Annotated in this window: 17 protein-coding genes; 12 read left to right on the plus strand and 5 right to left on the minus strand. The window is 45.6% G+C overall.

From position 1 onward, the window contains the following. Positions 1 to 47: 47 nt before the first annotated feature. Positions 48 to 419, plus strand: coding sequence for an arsenate reductase (locus CXF65_RS06925; RefSeq protein WP_101211518.1), 372 nt, complete (start codon positions 48 to 50; stop codon positions 417 to 419). 86 nt (positions 420 to 505) lie between these two features. On the opposite strand, the gene argB is transcribed toward CXF65_RS06925, so the two are convergent. The 5 genes from argB to CXF65_RS06950 form a co-directional block, all read right to left on the minus strand. Beyond that, on the minus strand, positions 506 to 1,417 hold the full coding sequence (argB, locus tag CXF65_RS06930; RefSeq protein WP_101211519.1) for an acetylglutamate kinase: 912 nt from the start codon (positions 1,415 to 1,417) through the stop codon (positions 506 to 508). Positions 1,418 to 1,453: 36 nt separating this feature from the next. Next, complete coding sequence (locus tag CXF65_RS06935) at positions 1,454 to 3,322, minus strand: phosphomannomutase (RefSeq protein ID WP_101211520.1); 1,869 nt, start codon at positions 3,320 to 3,322, stop codon at positions 1,454 to 1,456. Positions 3,323 to 3,445: 123 nt separating this feature from the next. Continuing rightward, complete coding sequence (dut, locus tag CXF65_RS06940; RefSeq protein ID WP_101211521.1) at positions 3,446 to 3,910, minus strand: dUTP diphosphatase; 465 nt, start codon at positions 3,908 to 3,910, stop codon at positions 3,446 to 3,448. Positions 3,911 to 4,076: 166 nt separating this feature from the next. Next, a complete protein-coding gene (mgtE, locus tag CXF65_RS06945) occupies positions 4,077 to 5,480 on the minus strand; it encodes a magnesium transporter (protein ID WP_101211522.1) in 1,404 nt (467 codons plus the stop codon). Between the two features lie 134 nt (positions 5,481 to 5,614). Then, positions 5,615 to 7,648: a UvrD-helicase domain-containing protein gene (locus tag CXF65_RS06950; RefSeq protein WP_101211523.1), complete on the minus strand. Its 2,034-nt coding sequence runs from the start codon at positions 7,646 to 7,648 to the stop codon at positions 5,615 to 5,617. A 934-nt stretch (positions 7,649 to 8,582) separates the two neighbouring features. Here CXF65_RS06950 and ndhC point away from each other — a divergent pair. The 11 genes from ndhC (at position 8,583) to nuoL (ending at position 22,072) form a co-directional block, all read left to right on the plus strand. Beyond that, positions 8,583 to 9,203: an NADH-quinone oxidoreductase subunit A gene (gene ndhC, locus CXF65_RS06955; RefSeq protein ID WP_101211524.1), complete on the plus strand. Its 621-nt coding sequence runs from the start codon at positions 8,583 to 8,585 to the stop codon at positions 9,201 to 9,203. Between the two features lie 227 nt (positions 9,204 to 9,430). After that, the gene (locus CXF65_RS06960; protein WP_010198893.1) at positions 9,431 to 10,099 is read left to right on the plus strand and encodes a NuoB/complex I 20 kDa subunit family protein; all 669 of its coding nucleotides are present in this window, start codon (positions 9,431 to 9,433) and stop codon (positions 10,097 to 10,099) included. A 187-nt stretch (positions 10,100 to 10,286) separates the two neighbouring features. Continuing rightward, complete coding sequence (gene nuoC / locus CXF65_RS06965) at positions 10,287 to 12,062, plus strand: NADH-quinone oxidoreductase subunit C/D (protein WP_101211525.1); 1,776 nt, start codon at positions 10,287 to 10,289, stop codon at positions 12,060 to 12,062. A 183-nt stretch (positions 12,063 to 12,245) separates the two neighbouring features. Then, entirely contained in the window at positions 12,246 to 12,755 is a 510-nt protein-coding gene (gene nuoE, locus CXF65_RS06970) for an NADH-quinone oxidoreductase subunit NuoE (protein ID WP_101211526.1), read from the plus strand. After that, positions 12,752 to 14,176, plus strand: a complete 1,425-nt coding sequence (gene nuoF / locus CXF65_RS06975; RefSeq protein ID WP_101211527.1) for an NADH-quinone oxidoreductase subunit NuoF — start codon at positions 12,752 to 12,754, stop codon at positions 14,174 to 14,176. The genes nuoE and nuoF overlap by 4 nt, the downstream gene beginning before the upstream one ends. A 10-nt stretch (positions 14,177 to 14,186) precedes the next feature. Further along, a complete protein-coding gene (nuoG, locus tag CXF65_RS06980) occupies positions 14,187 to 17,264 on the plus strand; it encodes an NADH-quinone oxidoreductase subunit NuoG (protein WP_101211528.1) in 3,078 nt (1,025 codons plus the stop codon). Between the two features lie 52 nt (positions 17,265 to 17,316). Next, positions 17,317 to 18,303 (plus strand): NADH-quinone oxidoreductase subunit NuoH, encoded by a 987-nt coding sequence (gene nuoH / locus CXF65_RS06985; protein WP_198551981.1) that lies wholly within the window; start codon positions 17,317 to 17,319, stop codon positions 18,301 to 18,303. A 194-nt stretch (positions 18,304 to 18,497) separates the two neighbouring features. Next, a complete protein-coding gene (nuoI, locus tag CXF65_RS06990; protein WP_101211530.1) occupies positions 18,498 to 19,058 on the plus strand; it encodes an NADH-quinone oxidoreductase subunit NuoI in 561 nt (186 codons plus the stop codon). Next, positions 19,055 to 19,786, plus strand: coding sequence for an NADH-quinone oxidoreductase subunit J (nuoJ, locus tag CXF65_RS06995; protein WP_101211531.1), 732 nt, complete (start codon positions 19,055 to 19,057; stop codon positions 19,784 to 19,786). Before nuoI ends, nuoJ begins: the two co-directional genes overlap by 4 nt. A gap of 98 nt (positions 19,787 to 19,884) precedes the next feature. Further along, positions 19,885 to 20,193: an NADH-quinone oxidoreductase subunit NuoK gene (gene nuoK / locus CXF65_RS07000; RefSeq protein ID WP_025653102.1), complete on the plus strand. Its 309-nt coding sequence runs from the start codon at positions 19,885 to 19,887 to the stop codon at positions 20,191 to 20,193. Positions 20,194 to 20,197: 4 nt separating this feature from the next. Further along, on the plus strand, positions 20,198 to 22,072 hold the full coding sequence (nuoL, locus tag CXF65_RS07005; RefSeq protein WP_101211532.1) for an NADH-quinone oxidoreductase subunit L: 1,875 nt from the start codon (positions 20,198 to 20,200) through the stop codon (positions 22,070 to 22,072).

Raw genomic sequence — 22,072 nt, forward strand, 5'->3', positions numbered from 1 at the left:
TGATTAAATAAAAGTACGCGCTAAATATAACCCCTTAAGGATTAATTATGACCATCACTATTTACGGTATTAAATCTTGTAGCACGATGAAAAAGGCTTTTACTAAGCTCGATGAGCTAGGCATCAGCTATGATTTTCATGATTATAAAAAACAAGGTATCGATAAAGAAACGCTTCAGCGTTGGGTCAACGAGCTTGGCATTGATAAAGTATTAAACAAGCGCGGTACCACATGGCGTAAGCTCACCGATGAGCAAAAGCAAGCCGCTGATACTAATGTAACTAATGCCATTGATTTACTTGTCGAAAATACCAGCATGATTAAACGTCCGATCGTCGAAGGTCAGCTTAAGAATAAGGATCAGGCGGTCTTATTGTGCGGTTTTGATGAAGAAGCATTCGATATAAACTTTTCGTAAAGGAAATTTTGGTCAAGTGCAAAAAATCCCGAACTTAGCAATGACTAGGTTCGGGATTTTTCATATTTGAATTTGAGAGCTTATCGCTAGCTCATAGCAGCATCGATTTCACGACTAATCAGCGTACCAACACCTTCGTTGGTAAAAATCTCTAACAGCGTGGCATGCGGGACACGACCATCGACGATAACCGCGCTTTTTACGCCGCTACGTACTGCGTCAAGCGCGCATTGAATCTTAGGAATCATACCACCTGAGATAATGCCATCTTCAATAAGACCATCGACTTTCTTTGGCGTGAGTCCAGTCACGACTTCGCCGTCACGACCCAGCACACCCTTTATATTGGTCAATAGCATGAGCTTTTCCGCTTGTAAAAATTCAGCGACTTTCCCCGCGACCAAATCAGCGTTGATATTGTAGGTATTGCCTTCGCTATCAACACCAAGCGGCGCAATCACAGGAATAAAATTGGAGGAGATAAGCATATTAATCACCTCTTTATTAACGCTGACCACATCGCCTACATAACCTAAATCTATTGGCACTTCGCGGCCATCGTCATCAATTTTTGTCATCAACATTTTCTTAGCTTGGATCAGGTTGGCGTCTTTACCGGTAAGTCCAATAGCGCTACCACCATGTTTATTAATTAAGCTGACGATAGATTTATTGACGCCGCCGCCTAGTACCATCTCGACAATATCCATGGTGCTTTTGTCAGTGACTCGCATACCATCGATACGCTCAGATTTGCGTCCGAGCTCCTTTAACAAATTATCGACTTGCGGTCCACCGCCGTGCACCACTACCGGATGCATACCTACTGTCTTTAGTAGCACAATATCACGTGCAAAAGAGCTCTCAAGCTCAGGATCAGTCATCGCATTACCACCGTATTTGACGACGATTAGTTTGCCGACGTAGCGTTGGATATAGGGCAGCGCTGTGGTCAATACTTCAGCGGTGATTTTGGCTTCATCCAGATTAAGCGTCATGACTAACTCCTAAAAGATATGGGTTTAAAAGGCTGGTTATTCAGAAATAAGGTCTGCAATCTGCGCTGCCAAATTTTTATCAAAGGGACGGCAGAGCGCTACGAAGCGTGCTTGTATGTCTTTTAAATCCGCTAAGCTGTCGCCAGCAAAGCGCACGGTCAAATGATGGCTGGTGTTTGATTGGCGCAATACGCCAAAACCATGAGCGAAATCTAAGCGTACGCCATCAATACAGGTCAGCCGAGTGCCACTCGGTAACAATTGCTTGGCTTGGGCTAAGGTCGTATGCTCGACACTCGACACACAAGAGCATGATGATGAGCCATGAGCCGCAGCCAAGGTATTGTCGACGTCATCAAAAGGCGGCGTAACCAAACGTTGTAGATAATAACAAAATTCTGCTAACTGTTGCACGATTGGGCATTGTAGAGACGCGCTATTGGGTAAAGGTAAATAATGATCCGCTGTACTGACCAACGTCGGTAATTGACGGGTGATATCAGTCAACCGAGGAGGGCGGGAGGTCTCAATGGCTTCGCCCCATAGACCAACGGCGGCTGATGCGTTATCAGCAAGTGCTGCTCTATATACCAGCCAATGCAGCAGCCGTAAGCCGGCGTACATCGCATCATCATAAGCAGTAAAATAACCGTCGTTAAAAATAAAATGTCCAGATAACTCGCCTGCGAATAGGATTTGACTGTCATCGACCCGCAGCTGTTGCCGCATTAAGCTACTGCCGGTTTTGCTTAGAATGGGAGTCGCCCCCAAGTCGCTTAAGAGCATAGGCAGATGGTGTGAGCATTTAATATCAAACAGTACTTGCGGGCTCACGGTATCAGCCTGCCACGGTTCTGGACGCTCGCTAATGGCAACTGAGGCGAGCAAATACAGTAGATGGTCAGGCATAATCACTTTACCGCTGTTGTCGACAATCATTAATCGATCGCCATCGCCATCGAATGCCAGACCAATATCGGCAATATTTACGATGACGGTTTGTTGCAGTTCGGCCAATCGATTCGGTTCAGTAGGGTCAGGGTTGCCCATGGGAAAGCTACCATCAGGCGTGTCATTGATGATGATGACGCGCTGACAGAAGGTCGTGAATAACGGCAGGGCGATTCTACTGGTCGCCCCATGCATACAGTCAATAACGATGGTGAGATCAAGTTTTTTAAAGGTTCGCTTGTTGCTAGCAGACAGGCTTTGATCGGGATAGATACTGATAAATACATCGGCAATGGCATCAATATAAGGCGCTGCCACAATATCAGTCGGCAAGCCTATAACGGATAATATCGACGGTGCTGTAGCGTCATCACTGTGGCATGCATTTGAGAGTTTAGGGCTGTCATTGCCATTGTCACTGTTATTGTCATTTTGATTGTTGCGTTGGTTAGCCGCAAACGCTGTCAAATCTTGATAAAGCAACTGAATATCTTCGGCACTAGGAGAGGCGTTGCCAACCAGCCACTTGATACCCAAAATGCCTTTGGCAGAGTGACTGGCGGTGACCATGATGCCATGACCGTCGTATTGCTCAGTCCAAAATGCCATCATCGGTGTAGTGACCAAGCCTAAATTAATCACTTGCAGGCCTTGCTCTTGCAGGCTGGTCGCTAATGCCTGAGCCATGCTATCGCTATCGCAGCGTACATCATAGCCGATGATGACCGTGGTTTCTTTTGGTGTATGATGCGGTTTAGCATGGCTTTTACAAATATCGCTGTTAGCAGTATCGCCATTAGCAATGAGCTTGCCATGTTTGGCAGCATTATAGCTTTTGTAAAGTCGTACAAAGGCGCTGCCCAAAGCCTTTATAAAATCTGGCGTAAAGTACTGCTCGTCGCCGCGAATATCATAAGCACGAAATAAGGAGTGCTGCGCAGCAAAAGACGGCATCGCTTACTCTCCTTATAGTCGTAATAAATGGGCTAGTGGTGAAACAAAAAATCGCTGATTATTTTTATTGCTGCGATTGATGCTAAATGAAAATCCAATAATGCTTAATGCTTATATTCAATGCTACTGACGACCAGAATGTCCAAAACCACCCGCACCGCGCGCGCTGGTATCACTAAATTCTGCCACCACTGCAAACTCTGGGCGGGCGACGGGTACGACCACATACTGTGCCATACGTTCTGCTGGGTTGAGTACAAAGTCTTCATTGCTGCGATTCCAAATACTGACCATCAGCTCACCTTGATAATCGGCATCAATCAAGCCGACCAAGTTACCCAAAACAATACCATGCTTATGACCCAGACCTGAACGCGGTAAAATCATCCCCGCAAAATTGGGATCTTGAATATAAACGGCGAGGCCAGTACCTATTAAATGCGTGGCACCTGCTTTAATCGTTAAAGGCTCGTCAATGCAAGCACGTAAGTCAATACCGGCACTGCCATCGGTGGCGCGCGTTGGTAGAGAAAATGCTTTATCTTCAGTGATTTTAGGGTTTAATACTTTGACTTGTACAGCTTGCATAACGCACTCACTTAACGATTTTTTGATTTAAGTTGATTTTATGTTTTATAAATAGAACGAATCACATTTTTAACTTTGAGTATTTTAAATATACTTAACAGCAACTATTATTATAAATAGCTGCTGATTTTTAACTTTTGGGATTTAACTTCTAATAACGGTTTTACTAAAGAATCAGCACGCTTGCCAAGCCCAAGAATGACATAAAGCCGACGATATCAGTCACGGTGGTTAAGATAACCGAAGCGGACAGCGCAGGATCGATATTCATGCGTTTCAATGCCAATGGAATACTAATGCCCGATACATTGGCAGCGGTCATATTAATGGCAATAGCAAAACCGATCACCGAGCTAATTTTAATATCATGAAACCACAGTTGCGCGATAAACGCCATAATTATCGCCCAGATGATACCGTTTATCGCACCGACCCACAGTTCTTTATTGAGTAACCACAGACGGTTAGAACCACCGATTTGACCCATCGCCATACCGCGAATGACCACGGTCAGCGTCTGCGAGCCAGCGATGCCGCCCATACTGGCAACCACGGGCATCAATATCGCCAGCGCCACCACTTGCGCCAATACTTCTTCAAATTGACCAATCACCGCTGCGGCTAAAAGCGCGGTACACAAGTTGATGCCAAGCCAAATACTACGGCTTTTGGCACTGGTTAAAATAGGCGCAAACAGCTCTTCATCTTGGCTGACACCAGCAAGATTTTTCATGGTGCTGTCGACATCATCTTGGATAATTTCCATGATGTCTTCGCCATTTAATTGACCAACCAGCTCGCCATGACTGTTAATCACTGGGGCAAAACGAATGTCTTCTGAACGAAAAATCGCGGCAGCATCTTGAATGTCTAAGCGATCATTAATGGTAATCGCATTATCAATCAGCGCTGAGACCAAGGTATTCTGATCATGCTTGATCAAATCGACCAGACTGAGTAGCCCAAGTAACTGCTGACCTTGATCGACGACCAGTAGCTCTTGGCTTTGATCATCAAGTAAGTCGTCGTTTTCGCGCAGCCATTGCTGTACTTGCGCCAGACTAATATCATCCTTCACTTGGATGAGGTCGGGATCCATATAGCTACCAACTTCCCAGTCGGCATAGGTATCGAGCTTATTAACCTGAATCCTAATATCTTCATCTAAAGTCGCCATGACTGAGGTACGCACGCTCTCAGTAACGGTGTCTAGAATCTCAGAGATATCTTGCGCATCAAGGTCTTGGGTAAAAAGCGATATCTCTTTTGAAGAGATGTTTTCCATCAAGGGCTGGCGCGTATCTACGTCCAGCTCAGCGAGGACTTCACCTCTTAAGTTGTCAGGGACTTGCGCCCAGATAATGCGCCGCGCTTGCGTCGGGAAGGATTCGAGTAGGTTGGCAATCTCATACTCTGACTGCTTGATTAAGAACTCAGCGATGTCGCTATGCGAGTCTTTAGCGACCAGTTCCTGTAGATATAACAGCTTATATTCGGCACTATATTCTAACGGATTATAATCTGCCTGCAAGGTTGGCTGACGATCAGGAGTAGGCGTGGGAGCAGGCATAATCGTTCCAGAGTAGTGAGTGAATAGTTTTTTTGCCAACCATTAACCTCATGCTAATGGTGTGGCGCTCAATGTAACATGGCTAGTGGCTAGTGCATGTTCTAGCCACTAGCCATGTTACGATTTTTATCGGTCTAGCGTTTACCCAGCAAGGCACGAATATTGGCCAAATATTCATCAGCGACGGCTTCTGGATCTTTGGTCGCTTTTTTCTTTTTCGCTTTGGCTGGCCAGTCGATATGATCTTCTGGTAATTCATCTAAAAAGCGTGATTCAGAGGTCACGCGCATCTGCCCACCGGCGCGGCGCTGAGTCGCTAAAGTCAACGTCAGCTCACGACGGGCTCGGGTAATACCCACATACATCAAACGCCGTTCTTCTTCGACCGTCTCGCTCATGATAGAGTTGCGATGTGGCAGCATCTCTTCCTCAAGGCCCATGATATAAACGAAATCAAACTCCAGACCTTTTGCCGCATGCAAGGTCATTAGGTTGACCTTGTTGGTGTTTTCTTCTTCTTGCTGTTGCTCAAGCATGTCGAGTAACACCAGCTTGCGAATAATGGTATCAATGGTACGGTCTTCATCTTCTTCCGCGCGATTAATCAACGATTGAATACTGGTATAAAGCATGTCGATATTATCGATACGGTTCTTTTCTTGTTGCGGCGTTTTGGCATCGCTACGGACGAAGTCAATATAACCGGTCTCATCAATCATCTGGCGCACAATAGGAACAGGGTCAGGGTGTTGATCTAGCTCGCGGGTATAATGCTCGATGAACTCACCAAACTCTTTTATTGTGCCATAAGCCTTCGATGGCAAGACGTGAGCAAGACCGGCGTGCGTGCAAGAGGCTAATAATGAGATGCTATGCTCTTGCGAAAACAAGCCTAATTTTTCCAGCGTTGCCGGTCCCATGCCGCGTTTGGGCGTATTGATAATACGTAAAAATGCACTGTCGTCTTCTGGGTTTAGGATAAGACGCAGATAACCCATGATGTCTTTGATTTCACTACGGGCAAAGAACGACTGACCACCCGATAGTTTATAAGGCACTTGCAGTTGACGCAATTGTGCCTCCAGCATGCGTGCCTGAAAGTTACTGCGATACAGAACCGCGTACTGCTCCCACTCATTACCGAAACGCAATTTATGCGTGACGATTTCTTTTGCCACGCGCTCAGACTCGTCGTCGTCATTACGGCAATTAATAATGCGAATCTTTTCGCCTTGCCCTTTATCTGACCACAGTTTCTTTTCGAATAAATGCTCGTTATTCATAATAACGGCGTTAGCAGAAGTCAAGATGCGCGTGGTCGAGCGATAGTTTTGCTCAAGCATGACGATTTTAAGCTTTGGAAAATCTTCTTTTAGTAGCGCCATGTTTTCAGGCTTAGCGCCTCGCCACGCATAGATAGACTGGTCATCATCGCCAACCACAGTAAAACGCCCTTGTGGCCCGACCAAATATTTAATCATCTCATACTGCGCGGTATTGGTATCCTGATATTCATCGACGAGCAAATAACGAATACGGTTTTGCCATTTATCACGCAGCTCTCGATTTTCACGCAGGATTTTGGTCGGCAAGACAATCAAGTCATCAAAATCGACGGCATTATAAGCCCGCAAATTACGCTCGTATAATGCATATAGGGTGGCAAAAATCATATCTTCTGGGTCGTCTAAGGTTTCCATCGCCTTGTCAGGTTCAACCAAATCATTTTTCCAGTCAGAAATGAATTTAATGGCCTTGCCAACCAGCTCGCGACTTTCCGCACCGCTTAAGTTGTCGCGCATCATCAGCTCCATCAGCAAACGCTTACTGTCGTCGCTGTCCATGATAGAGAAGTTACCTTTTAGAGGCGTATGAATCAGCTCATAGCGTAAAAACTGCAGACCAAATTGGTGAAAAGTTGATACCGTCAGCCCGCGGGTTTTTTCACTCGGTAGCAATTTACTGACACGCGCTTTCATTTCACGCGCCGCTTTATTGGTAAAGGTCACCGCTGTGATGCGCTCAGCTGGCATGTTGCATTCTTCAATCAGATACGCAATCTTGCGCGTAATCACCGACGTCTTACCGGAGCCAGCACCTGCTAGTACGAGCAATGGGCCCGATACGTAGAGCATCGCTTCTTGTTGTTTGGGATTAAGTTGACTCATAAGGTGACCTGTAAGACAAAAGCAAAAAAGAGGGTAGAGCTAAGACAGTCAATCCAAAATAACACCAGTACAAGACAAGGAAACCGAATGTAAGCTATACCTTAGTATAGTAATCGAGGTCGAGGCTGTAGTGATTTTATAGTGGGCAGACTATAGCCGCATAGCTAAAAGAGCGCGGTATATATCATTAAAATTGATAGCGGAGCGATATTTTTAAATACATAAATCAGATAATAACGCTAATAAAATCTACAGTTTATTGACTGTGTGTCATTGAAATTAGGTGGGCTATTATAAAGCAAAAACCACCACTTTGGGGAAGGAGTTAGCTAATGATAGTGGCATGATAAAGCATGCAGTATTTGGCAGCTAAAGTGCTGACAGTGGCTAGCGGTAAAAATTGATGACAGTTGACCATAAAATATAATTATTTGACATCAATATAAGGTAACGTCTATATCATAATTTATAATAAAAAAAATATGTTTTTTTTGCCTATAAAGTGACCGTACAATACAGTTAAAAACTAGCTTTTGGGCCATGATATGCGTATAGTACGTAAATAATTTATGCCAGTTGTCACGTCATTATTGACCACGTGTAATGAGCTATTAAATCAATTAAATAAAACATCAAATATGATATTGATTTAATACGTTGATCTTACGTTGTTAGAAGATGCGTTAGGCGACCAGCTTTCTCCGCGCGCGTACCGGAAATTCTACAGTTGGTCACGTCTGACACCGTCGTCAATAAGCTTGATAATTGGTTATTACCAGCACAGTACCTATAATAGTCATTGAGTTACTTGTATAAAGTGGCTCGCTGACAGTTACTTTGTGTTTTCGTCTGCGTTACGCCTGTCGCAAGACTGCCTTAACTGGTGTATCTGCGCTGCGCTTAACACTCGATTGGGTGAGGAGCACGTATTATCATGTCTGCTTTTAATTGGTCAGCAGTTGCGTTTATTTTAGCCGCTATCGGGCTAGTTGTCTTTATGCTGGTCGTTCCGCGCTTACTTGGCGGTCGCTCTCATGGCTCACAAAAAGAAGAAGTATTTGAAGCGGGTGTTGTCGGATCTGGCAACGCCCGTATTCGTTTGTCTGCCAAATTCTATTTGGTGGCCATCTTCTTCGTTATTTTTGATTTAGAAGCGCTGTACTTATACGCTTACGCCGTTTCCGTTCGTGAAACTGGCTGGGCTGGGTTTATTGCGGCGGCGACCTTTATCATTGATTTGTTAATTGGTCTGGTATACGCTTTAAGTCTGGGGGCGCTAAACTGGGCACCTGCTGACAAATTGCGTAAAAAAGTGCGTCTCTATACTGCGCCTGCTGGCTTTAACTTAGCAGACATCACTAAGTTTGATGGTGTCGATGAGCTGATGGTCGACCCGACGGGTAAAATACCTGCGCAGTCCTCAGGACAGATTAATGTCTCAAATAATATTGAGACCAATCGTCGTCATTTACAAAATATCGATCATATTAATACCACAGGTAATGTTACTTCTGTGGACTTTGCGACGTCTGCGCATCAGGATAATAAGCGCTAACTATTTTGCTTATAGTTATTGGCTTTTAAAACTGATATCTAGGTTTGATAATAGGTTTGATAAAAAGTTATAAAGATCAAAGCTAGTGGCAACAATATGATAACGACAAGATTGTAAAGAATATGGCAGTCGATTTATATTAATGGTCACTTATTAATAATAGAAGTTATGGCGCTAGTGAGGACAAGATAATTGCCACGCTGAGCCTAATATAAAGGTTGTATGTTATGAAATACACATTAACAAAAGCCAACCCTGATGCAGATGTCTATCCTGCACAGACCAGTCAAACAGTCAACGATCCTATCGAAGACGAAGTCAATAAAAACGTCTTTATGGGTCGTCTTGAAGACCTCGTTCATTCAACAGCAAACTGGGGGCGCAAGCACTCATTATGGCCATTTAACTTTGGTACGTCTTGCTGTTACGTCGAATATGCCACTACTTTAACCGCGGTTCATGATTTGTCACGCTTTGGGGCAGAAGTTATTCGTGCTTCACCGCGTCAGGCCGATGTGATGATCGTCGCTGGTACTTGCTTCGTCAAAATGGCCCCCGTTATTCAGCGCCTCTATGAGCAAATGCTTGAGCCAAAATGGGTCATCTCGATGGGTGCTTGTGCCAACTCGGGCGGTATGTATGATATCTATTCTGTCGTGCAAGGCGTGGATAAAATAATACCCGTCGATGTCTATGTACCGGGTTGTCCGCCGCGTCCAGAAGCGTTGATTCAAGGTTTGATGCTGCTACAAGAATCTATTACCAAAGAGCGTCGTCCGCTGGGTATTCATGTCAATGAGCAGGGTATTTATAAGCCACAAATGACCCCTGAGCGTGACCGTAAGCAAGCGGATCGTATCGCGGTCAAAAACTTACGTAGCCCAGATAGCATTTAAGTGTTAGAGAGTATTTAAGTGTTAGAGAGTATTTAAGTGTTAGAGAGTATTTAGATTCACAGCAAAAATCCAAAATTTTATGCGCTTATCATAGCTCAGTTACGATTGACATAGCTTGGTTATGACTGACATAGCTCGGTTATGACTGACATAGTTTAGTTATGATTAATGAAGGAATGCATCATTCATGGTCACGGTAGTCGAAAACACAGATCCTAAGATTAAGCCTGTTCCAGCAGTTATCAAAGAGCTAGAGCATAAATATGCTGGCAAATTCGTGGTACAGCACACTGTTGATGAGATTCCAACGGTTTGGGTAGCGCGTGCTGATTTATTAGATGTTCTCTTATTTTTGCGCAAACTGCCTAAGCCGTACGTCATGCTATTTGACTTGTCAGCGATAGATGAGCGTTTACGCCAGCATCGCGCGGGTTTGCCTGACAGTGACTTTACGGTGTTTTATCATTTGATGTCGCTTGAGCGTAATAGTGATGTCCGTATCAAAGTCGCGCTAGACGAAGACGATCTCAATGTACCGAGCGCCACCCAAATTTGGCCAAATGCCAACTGGTACGAGCGTGAAGTGTGGGACATGTTTGGTATCGTCTTTAGTGGGCATCCGCATTTGACTCGCATTTTATTACCAAAATACTGGGAAGGTCATCCGCTACGTAAAGAGTATCATGCGCGTGCGACTGAATTTACCCCTTACTTCTTGAATACCGCCAAGCAACAATACGAGCAAGAAAACCTGCGTTTTGTTCCAGAAGAGTGGGGCATGAAGCGCTCAGGTCGCGATGAAGACTTTATGTTCTTGAACATTGGTCCTAACCATCCATCGGCTCATGGTGCTTTTCGTTTGGTGTTGCAGCTTGACGGTGAAGAAGTCGTTGATTGTATCCCTGATATTGGCTATCACCATCGCGGCGCCGAAAAAATGGCGGAGCGTCAAACGTGGCACTCATTTATTCCTTATACCGACCGTATCGACTATCTTGGCGGCGTAATGAACGAGCTGCCGTACATCATGTCGGTTGAAAAGCTTGCCGGTATTACTATCCCTCCGCGCGCTGAAACCATCCGCGTGATGATGAGTGAGTTTTTCCGTATTACCAATAACTTGCTGTTCGTCGGTACCTTTATTCAGGATGCGGGTGGTATGACGCCGGTATTCTATATGTTTACCGATCGCCAAAAAGCCTATGATGTCATCGAAGCCGTCACTGGCTATCGTATGCACCCAGCGTGGTTCCGTATCGGCGGTACTGCTGCTGACCTGCCGCGTGGCTGGCAGCGTTTGGTTCGTGAGTTCTTAGAGTGGATGCCAAAACGCTTGGACGAATACGTCAAAGCGGCATTGCAAAACAGTGTGCTAAAAGGTCGTACTCAAGGTGTTGCACAATATAACACTAAGCAAGCATTGGCTTGGGGTGTGACAGGCGCAGGCTTACGTGCAACAGGTTTGGATTTTGATTTACGTAAAGCGCGTCCGTACATGGGCTATGAGAACTACGACTTTGAAGTACCGGTTGGCTACAACGGTGATGCTTATGACCGCTGTATGGTGAAAGTTGAAGAGATGCGTCAGTCATTGCGCATCATCCGCCAATGTATGGATAATATGCCACAAGGTCCATACAAAGCTGATCATCCGCTAGCAGTACCGCCGCCGAAAGACCGTACGCTAAATGATATCGAAACGCTTATTAATCACTTTATTTCAGTATCTTGGGGTCCTGTGATGCCAGCGGGTGAGTGCACCACGATTGTTGAAGCCACCAAAGGTCTCAACAGTTATTACATCACCTCCGATAAAGCGACGATGAGCTATCGTACTCGTATCCGTACGCCGACATTTGCGCACCTGCAGCAGATGCCATCGGTGATTAATGGCTCATTGGTATCCGATGCCATTATGTATTTGGCATCGATTGATATTGTGATGGCGGATTGTGATCGCTAGTGCTTTCACCTAAGAATAGAGCTTTGCTCAAAGAATTATAGTTTTAAAAAAAGATAAGTTAATCAATATATTACTGCCAAATGGCACACCAAAATGCTGTAATATTTCAGTGCAATGATAGTCAATGTTTAGACAGTCGTTGTAGTGTGATAAAGCGTGATGAGTGAGGAAAGATAAAAGATTATGAAAATTGTTTCCGATAAAATGCCAAAAGTAGATGTGGCAAGTATCCTCACTGCTGAGGAAATTGCTGCCATTCATGAGTTTATGCACCATTACCCACAAGCACGTGCTGCCTCGTTAGACGCGCTAAAAATCGTGCAAAAGCGCAACGGTTGGGTCGATGATGCGCAAGTGAATGCTATTGCTAATATCTTAGATATTCCGATGTCAGATATGGACGGTGTTGCCACGTTTTTTAACCGTATTTATCGTCAGCCTGTCGGTCGTCACGTCATTCTCATTTGTGATTCAGTGGCTTGTTATTTGACCGGTTATGAGGCGTTATCGGCTGAAATCAGAGCGCAATTAAATATTGAGTACGGCCAGACGACTGCTGATGGTCGTTTTACGCTATTACCGATTTGCTGTTTGGGTAACTGTGATAAAGGTCCTGCGGTGCTGATAGATGAAGACACTTATGGTCCTGTCCAGCCCTCCGAGGTCGCGCAATTATTGGAGCTATACGCATGAGTTTAACGATTTCAGAGCAGATTGCTCGTCGCGGTCAAGGCCAAGCGCCAAGCCAGCTAAACGCACAGCGTGTTCCAATTTATGGTGATAAGGCCACAGCCACTAGCGAAACCAAACCGCTGACATGGCGTTTGGCACATCATGATGCTGTACTCGATTTAGCCACTTATGAATCTCTAAAAGGTTTTACGGGCCTAAAAGAAGCATTGTCTCAGTCGCCTAAAGACGTCGGCAATATGATTAAAGCAGCCAACGTCAGAGGTCGTGGCGGTGCAGGTTTTAACGCCGGTCTTAAATGGTCATTTATGTCACCACCAGACGGCTTGCCACGCTACCTCATCTGTAATGCTGATGAAATGGAGCCGGGTACCTTTAAAGACCGTCTATTGATGGAGCGTCTGCCGTTTCAGTTGATTGAAGGCATGCTCATTACTGCGCACGCTATCGGCGCGACTGACGGCTATATCTTTATCCGCGGTGAATATATATTGGCTGCTGAGCGTTTGGTTGCGGCTATTGAAGAATGTCTGGCCAATAATCTAATGGGCGACAATATTCTTGGCTCAGACTTTAGCTTCAATCTGCATGTGCATACTGGCGCTGGGCGTTATATCTGCGGTGAAGAAACCGCATTGATTAACAGCTTAGAAGGTCGCCGTGCTAACCCACGTACCAAACCCCCTTTCCCGCAAATCTCTGGTGCATGGGGCAGACCAACGGTTGTCAATAACGTTGAGACCTTATGCAATATGCCAGCCATCTTGAATCACGGCGTAGAGTGGTATCAATCACTATCCGAGATTAAAGGTAAAAGTAAAACGCCGGGCACCAAACTATTTGGCTGCTCAGGATTGGTTAATGATCCAGGCCTTTGGGAATTACCGTTTGGTTATACAGCTCGCGAAATCATTGAAGATTTAGCGGGTGGTATGAAAGATGGTAAAACACTGAAAGCTTGGCTACCGGGCGGCGCCTCGACTGACTTTTTGACCGCAGAACATTTGGATGTGGTGGTGGATTTTGACACCATTCAAAATGCTGGTAGCCGTATGGGTACTGGTCTGATTATGGTCGTCGATGAATCACAAGACATGGTGCCATTACTACGTAACCTTGAGATTTTCTTTCAGCGCGAGTCATGTGGTTGGTGTACACCATGCCGTGATGGTCTACCGTGGGGTGTCAAGCTGCTTACCGCCATCAATGATGGTGAAGGGCAAGTGGGCGATGTAGAAAAACTAGAAGGCCTGACGCGTGATTTATGGATTGGTAAAACGTTCTGTGCGCATGCCCCAGGTGCGATGGAACCACTAATGAGTGCGATTAAATATTTCCGTCCAGAGTTTGATCAAAAAATCGCGCAGGCGGTTGGTGTCGATGTTATTGATGCTGCAGCCAACCAACAGCCAGTAGTGAAATAAGGAGAGCGGCATGGCAGTCATACATATTGATGGAACCACTGTCGAAGTAGATAGCGCAGATAACTTGCTACAAGCCTGCTTATCACTCGGCATTGATGTGCCGTATTTTTGTTATCATCCAGCCCTTGGCTCAGTAGGCTCGTGCCGTCAGTGCGCGGTCAAGCAATTCCAAAATAAAGAAGATATGGAAGCAGGTCGCGGTCGCCTTGTGATGTCTTGTATGGTCGCTCCTGGCGATGATATGTACATCTCGGTCACTGACGATGAAGCCAAAGCATTCCGCAAGTCGATGGTTGAGCTACTCATGACCAACCATCCACATGACTGTCCAACTTGTGAAGAGGGTGGACATTGTCATTTGCAGGACATGACCTATATGTCAGGTCATAGCCGTCGTCGCTATCGCTTTACCAAACGCACCCATCATAACCAAGAGCTTGGGCCATTTATCGCCCATGAGATGAACCGTTGCATCGCTTGCTATCGTTGTGTCCGTTTTTATAAAGACTATGCGGGCGGCGAAGATTTGGGTGTTTATGGCTCAAACAATCGCGTCTATTTTGGACGTGATAAAGATGGTCAGTTTGAAAGCGAGTTCTCAGGCAACTTAACCGAAGTATGCCCAACGGGTGTATTTACCGATAAAACGCATTCTGAACGCTATAACCGCAAATGGGATATGCAGTACGCACCAAGCATCTGTCATGGTTGCTCAGCAGGTTGTAATATCTCACCAGGTGAGCGTTATGGTGAATTGCGCCGCATCGAAAACCGCTATAACGGCGAAGTAAACCGTTACTTCTTATGTGATCGTGGTCGCTTTGGTTATGGCTATGTCAATCGTGATGATCGTCCAACCCAAGCGCTTGAACGCATCAATGATAAGCATGTCAAAATTAATATTGACTACGCTCTTGATGAAACCATCAAACGACTCAAAGATAAAAAAGTTATCGGGATTGGCTCACCACGTGCCAGTTTAGAGACTAACTTTGCGCTAAAAAATCTGGTCGGCTTTGATAACTTCTCAACAGGTCTGAATCATCAGCAGCAAGCACTGGTCAATAAATGCATCGAAGTGCTCAGCACCGAAGGGATTTATAACCCAGGCATGACCGATATTGAAAGTCATGATGCGGTGTTGATATTGGGTGAAGATATCACGCAGACTTCATCACGCGTGGCATTATCAGTACGCCAAGCCGCAAAGAACGAAGGCCTAAAAATGGCGGCGGCGCTGCAAACGCAGCCTTGGCTTGCTGAACCAGTTAAGCGTATCGCGCAAGATGCATTAAGCCCAGTTTATGTCATTGATGTGACCCAAACCAAGCTAGAAGACATCAGTAAAGTGAGCGTAGTCGCGACACCTGAAGACATCACTAAACTTGGCTTTAAAGTCGCTGATGAAATTGCTAACTTCGCTGATGATTTAGCAGAAGTAGCGGACCCACAAGCGGCTGAACAAGACGCTAATGTGGATGCGATGCAAGCATTGGCTCAGCAGATCGCTTATGATTTGGTTCAAGCGGATAAGCCATTAATCATCTCTGGTACTAGCCTGTCGTCTACCGCATTAATAGAAGCGGCGGCACAGATTACTCAAGCATTAACACAAAAACGTGCTGCGATTAAAGCAACGGAACAGCAGCAAGTTGAGGCACATAATGAGCAGGTTCGCGCCGCTGAAGCACAAACAGCAACTGCTCAGCAAAGCGAAGACAAAGACTTGTCTGCTAAACCCAACAAACCGGAAACCGGCGTTAATACAGAGGCGCAAGACGACGTCGAGCGCGAGCCTGCAACCAAACTTGAGCTAAAAGAGGTTAATAATAACTATCACGCACAAGCGGGTATTTACTTAACTGTTCCTGATGCAAATAGCATGGGTGTATGCATGCTCGGTGGCCAGTCAGTCGAAGAGCTGCTAGCCACTGATTTTGATGTTGTTATCGTTGCCGAAAACCAGTTAACAGATGCCATTGATGCGCATAAATTAACCCAGCTATTGACTGACAAAACCGTCATCGCCCTTGATCATCAGTTGCTTGATTGGCATAAAGATGTCGATATCGTATTACCAGCGGCAAGCTTTGCTGAAGCAGATGGTACGTTAATTTCTGCCGAAGGTCGCGCTCAGCGTTTCTTCCAAGTCTACGATAATGAATACTATCATCCAATGAGTAGTATTAAAGAAGGCTGGCGCTGGTTACATGCGGTGCATAGCAGCATCGAAGGTCGGGATGTCGACTGGACACAGCTTGATGATGTCATTAATGCTCTGATAGCCACGCACCCTAAACTTGCAGGTATTAAAGGCGCTGCTCCTGATGCCGATTATCGTATTACGGGTCTTAAAATTGCCCGTCAGCCGCGTCGTTACTCAGGTCGTACTGCCATGCGTGCACCAATATCAGTCCATGAACCGATGCAGCCAAAAGATTTAGATACAGGATTAACCTTTTCAATGGAAGGCTATAGCGGCAAACAAACGCCAAGCTCGATGATTCCTTTTGCCAATGCGGCAGGTTGGAACTCTCCGCAAGCGTGGAATAAATATCAAGATAAAGTGGGTGGTCATCTGAAAAATGGTGATCCTGGTGTACGCCTGTTCGATCAGCTAGAGCGTCTAGCTACGCGTCAATATGTGGCGCCAGAAACCATGTCGGCAACGACAACTGATATGCAGCAAGGACACGCCAAACTGGTGCCTATTTATAATATTTATGCCAGCTCAATGATGGCTTCACGTAGCCCAATCGTTGCTGAGCAATTACCTACAGCAGCATGGCGCATTGGCATTGACGATGCCAAAGAATGGGATATTACTGAAGGTGAGTATCTAGCGATTGAGATTGATAAACAGCAAATCACCTTACCTGTGCAGCTCGTCGGTTATTTAGCAGAAGGTTGTATTGGTTATCCAGTTGGACAGGTGAGTATTATTCATCCATCGATGCCAGCGTCGGTACGCAAAGTGGATGCACCCGTGACAATGATGGGCAGTATGGCTAATGACAGCTCTTTAACTGCGAATACTAACGATACAGCGCCAGTAGACAACGCGCCGACCACTACACAGGAGGTGTAATATGCAAGTTACCCGTATTATTCCTGATGTACCAAGCTTTTTGGCTGGCATCATGACCTTTGATGCTTGGTCTATTCTGTTTTTGGTTGTACAGTCGTTGGTTATCTTTTTAGTGGTCGTTATCGTTGCCGCTATGATGATTGTCTATGAGCGCCGTATGCTGGCTTTGTGGCAAGACCGTTATGGTCCTAACCGTGTCGGACCTTTTGGTTCTTTACAACTGGTCGCGGATATGCTCAAAATCTTCTTTAAAGAAGATTGGACCCCCAATTTTACTGATAAATTTATATTTACTTTAGCGCCTGCAGTGGCTATGTTTACCGCCTTGGCATCGTTTGCTGTTATTCCTATCTCACCAACACTGGGTGTGGCTGATTGGGATATCGGTATCCTGTTTTTCTTTGCGATGGCAGGTATCGCTGTTTATGCCGTTATGTTTGGTGGCTGGGCATCGGCTAATAAATTTTCGTTACTCGGTGGCTTACGGTCTGCGGCACAAACCATCAGTTATGAAGTATTCTTGGGTTTATCGTTGATGGGTGTCGTCGCCTTGACCGGCTCATTTAACTTACGCGAGATTGTCGAGTCACAAATTGATGGCTGGTATATCATTCCACAGTTTTTCGGATTTTTGACCTTTGTCGTGGCTGGTGTGGCTGTTACGCACAGACATCCATTTGATCAGCCAGAAGCAGAGCAAGAGTTGGCCGAAGGGTATCATGTTGAATATTCAGGCATGAAGTTTGGGATGTTCTTTATCGGCGAATATGTCAACGTCGTTTTGATTTCTGCATTAATGACATGTTTATTCTTCGGTGGTTGGCTTGCCCCTTTCAATTTAGATATTCCATTTATTCCACCCGCTTTTTGGTTCATGATTAAGACGCTATTCTTTATGACCATGTTTATTCTGGCTCGAGGCTCACTCATGCGTCCGCGCTATGATCAGGTGATGAACTTTGGCTGGAAAGTCTGCCTGCCCGTCACGCTGATTAATTTATTGGCTACTGCGGCAGTCATATTGCTGATGATGGATTAAAGGCATTGACGTAATATCATTGCGGTAGTTTGGAATGAAGAATACGTTTCTTATTTTATAAGTTTGTTTGTGGTAGATACATCCGTGATTTTTTCGGATAGAAATGAGGTGATTGCTCGTATTGGTGAGCAACTTTATCCATATTTGGGATAAACCTAATCATTTAGCATTGCAAATATGCAAAGGAAAGTTCCATGTTAGCAACTTTTTTTACGGCCATAAAAAAGATCGTCATTGGTATGTTTACCATTGTACGCAGTATGTGGATGGTTAACAGTCATGCCCTTAGGCCACGTGACACCATCCTTTATCCTGAAGAGCCGGTACCGGTACCGCCGCGCTTTCGTGGACGTATTATATTGTCTCGCGACCCTGATGGTGATGAGCGCTGTGTTGCTTGTAACTTATGTGCCGTGGCCTGTCCAGTCGGCTGTATCTCCTTACAAAAAGCGGAGCGTGAAGATGGTCGTTGGTATCCGGAGTTTTTCCGTATCAACTTCTCGCGCTGTATTTTTTGTGGCCTATGCGAAGAAGCCTGTCCGACGACCGCGATTCAAATGACCCCCGATTTTGAGCTGGGTGAATATAAGCGCCAAGATTTGGTCTATGAAAAAGAGCATTTGCTGATTTCAGGACCGGGTAAATATCCCGATTATAACTATTATCGTGTGACGGGTATGGCGGTAGCGGACAAACCAAAAGGCGCTGCTCAAAATGAAGCAGCACCGATTGATCTAAGGAGCTTGCTGCCATGATGAATATCTTGAACAATCCTGAACTGGCAGGTTTTTATGCGCTTGCCGCGGTGGCTATCTTTGCCAGTCTACGGGTAGTTACCCATGCCAATCCTGTACACGCTATTTTGTCGATGATTGTGTCTTTATTGGCGGTCGCTGGCATATTTTTTGTGCTGGGTGCGCCATTTGCTGGGGCGTTAGAAATTGTTGTTTACGCTGGCGCAATTCTAGTGCTCTTCGTCTTTGTTATTATGATGCTCAACTTGGGTATGAGTAATGATGAGCGTGAAGAGCGCTGGCTCGATGCAGGCACTTGGGCAATACCGACAGGGTTGACGATCGTTATCGCCGTTGTGCTCTATGCGCTGATTGGTCTTAATCACGACGAAGCAGCCGTTATTGGTGGTATGAGTGTTCCTGCTAAAGCAGTGGGTACTGCCTTATTTAGTAAGTATATTATGTTGGTAGAAGTCGCTGCTTTGTTATTATTAGCGGCGCTAGTGGCTGCGTATCATGTGGGCAAAGAGTCGAGTGATGATGAAATTGTCGGCAATGACAGTCAGGACTTTAAGCCCAGTGTGGGCAGTATCACCCAATACGATAACGATAGCACTCATACTGAACATGATGCGGTAAAAATGGCTAAACCCTACGAATATAAAGATGTCGATCCACATGACTACGTTGGTAAGAAGGTAAGTATGCAGGTGGGTATGAAGAAAGTCACGCGCAAGGAGTCTGACTGATGGTACTAGCAGCAAGCGTGGCACAAGACGTGTCGAACGTGCCGTTTGCCCATGAGGTGGCAGGCTTAGTACAGCCCGCTGCCGCGGCGCAGAATGTACTGGGTATGATACCCATGAGCCACGGACTAATTTTGGCGGGAATTTTATTCGCCATTGGTCTGTGCGGTGTCATGGTACGGCGTAACTTTTTATTTATGCTAATGAGCCTTGAGATCATGATGAACGCGGCAGCCTTAGCGTTTGTGGTCGCAGGCAGTCGCTGGGTCGATCCGGATGGACAAATTATGTTTATCTTTATTTTGACGTTGGCAGCCGCTGAAGCCTCTATTGGTCTGGCAATATTATTACGTTTTTATCATCAGCGTGGGCATCTCGATGTCGATAGCGCCAATGAGATGAAAGGATGATGTCATGAGTTTATTACCATTAACCTTTATATTCCCGCTCGTTGGCTTTTTGATTTTAGCCTTTATGCGTGACAAATTATCAGAGCAAGTAGCCGCGATTGTCGGTGTCGGTAGTATGCTGCTATCAGCGCTATGCACACTGGTGGTCAGCTATACTTTTTTAACGACGCATCCTGCGGGCACGGTCATTGAGGTTCCGCTATGGACTTGGTTCCAAGTGGGAGACTTTGCACCAAGCTTTGGCTTGAGCTTTGACGGTTTAGCATTAACGATGACAGGTGTTATTACTGGCATTGGCTTTTTAATCCATCTATTTGCCGCTTGGTATATGAAAGGCGACACTGGTTTTGCCCGTTTCTTTAGCTATATGAACTTGTTCGTCGCCAGTATGTTATTGCTGGTATTGGCGGACAATTTATTCTTGCTCTATCTCGGTTGGGAAGGCGTCGGTATCTGTTCATACTTACTCATTGGTTTTTATTATCATGACAGAGCCAATGGTCGGGCGGCGATGAAAGCCTTTACCGTCACCCGTGTGGGTGATGTGTTCTTAGCCTTTGGTTTGTTTTTATTATTCCGCGAATTTGGCACGCTTAATATTCAAGAGATTATTACGCGCGCTCCAGACGTGTTTGATATTAACAATCCAACGATGATTCTAACGACCATGATGCTCGTTGGTGGCGCGATGGGTAAATCAGCGCAGCTACCATTACATACGTGGCTTGCCGATGCGATGGCAGGTCCGACGCCAGTTTCGGCATTGATTCACGCGGCAACGATGGTCACGGCAGGGGTTTATTTAATCGCCCGTCTGCATCCACTGTTCCTGCTGACGCCTGGTATTTTATTATATTGGGTCGGCGGCGTTGGAGCACTGACGTTGGTCGTTGCTGGCTTTTGTGCACTGGCGCAAACTGACATCAAACGTATCCTTGCTTATTCGACTATGAGCCAAATTGGCTATATGTTCTTAGCACTTGGTGTGGGCGCATGGCAAGGAGCGATTTTCCATTTGATGAGCCATGCTTTCTTTAAAGCGTTGCTATTTTTGTCATCAGGCGCGGTCATTTTGGCGGTACACCACGAGCAAGATATCTTTAAGATGGGCGGCTTACGCAAAAAGATTCCATTGGTGTTTTGGTGTTATATCATCGGTGGCGGTGCGCTGGCTGCGATACCTTGGGTCACCGTTGGCTTTTATTCTAAAGAAGCCATTCTGTGGGAAACCTATGCCACTGGTCATCAAGTTTTATTCTATATGGGTGTATTCGGTGCTTTCTTAACCGCGCTTTATACTTTCCGTATGATTTGGATTGTGTTTTTTGGCGAAGAAAAAACCCATGCGCACAAGTTGTCAGGGGTGTCATATTGGTTGCCACTGACTGTATTGCTGGTGTTATCAACTGCGGTTGGCGCATTGATTACTCCGCCATTGCAAGGGGTGCTGCCAGAGAGCGTTGGACACTTATTAGAAGTTGCTGGTCAAGCGCATGCCAAGCACACCGCAGAGTATATTGCGATGGGTGCGATGCTCGCAGGGCTTGTCTTAGCAGCACTATTATATGTGGTGGATAAAGGTCGTACACTCACACGCTTTAAGCGCTCACGTATCGGCAGTGCGTTATATCATTGGTGCTACCACGGTCTGGGCTTTGATGCGCTATACGATATAATTTTTGTAAAACCCTTTTTGTTCATCGGCCGCTTATTTAAAGCCGATCCTGTCGATAAATCGTGGCTCCTATTACCTAAGCTGGCATCGGCTGGTAATAGGGTATTGTCTGCGACGCAAACAGGGTCACTTCGAGGTTACGCTACAAGCTTTGGCTTGGGCATGGCTGTATTGCTGGTGCTGGTAATGATGACGGTGGTATAA

It is taken from the genome of Psychrobacter sp. Sarcosine-3u-12 (assembly GCF_002836005.1).
Lineage (GTDB): Bacteria > Pseudomonadota > Gammaproteobacteria > Pseudomonadales > Moraxellaceae > Psychrobacter > Psychrobacter okhotskensis.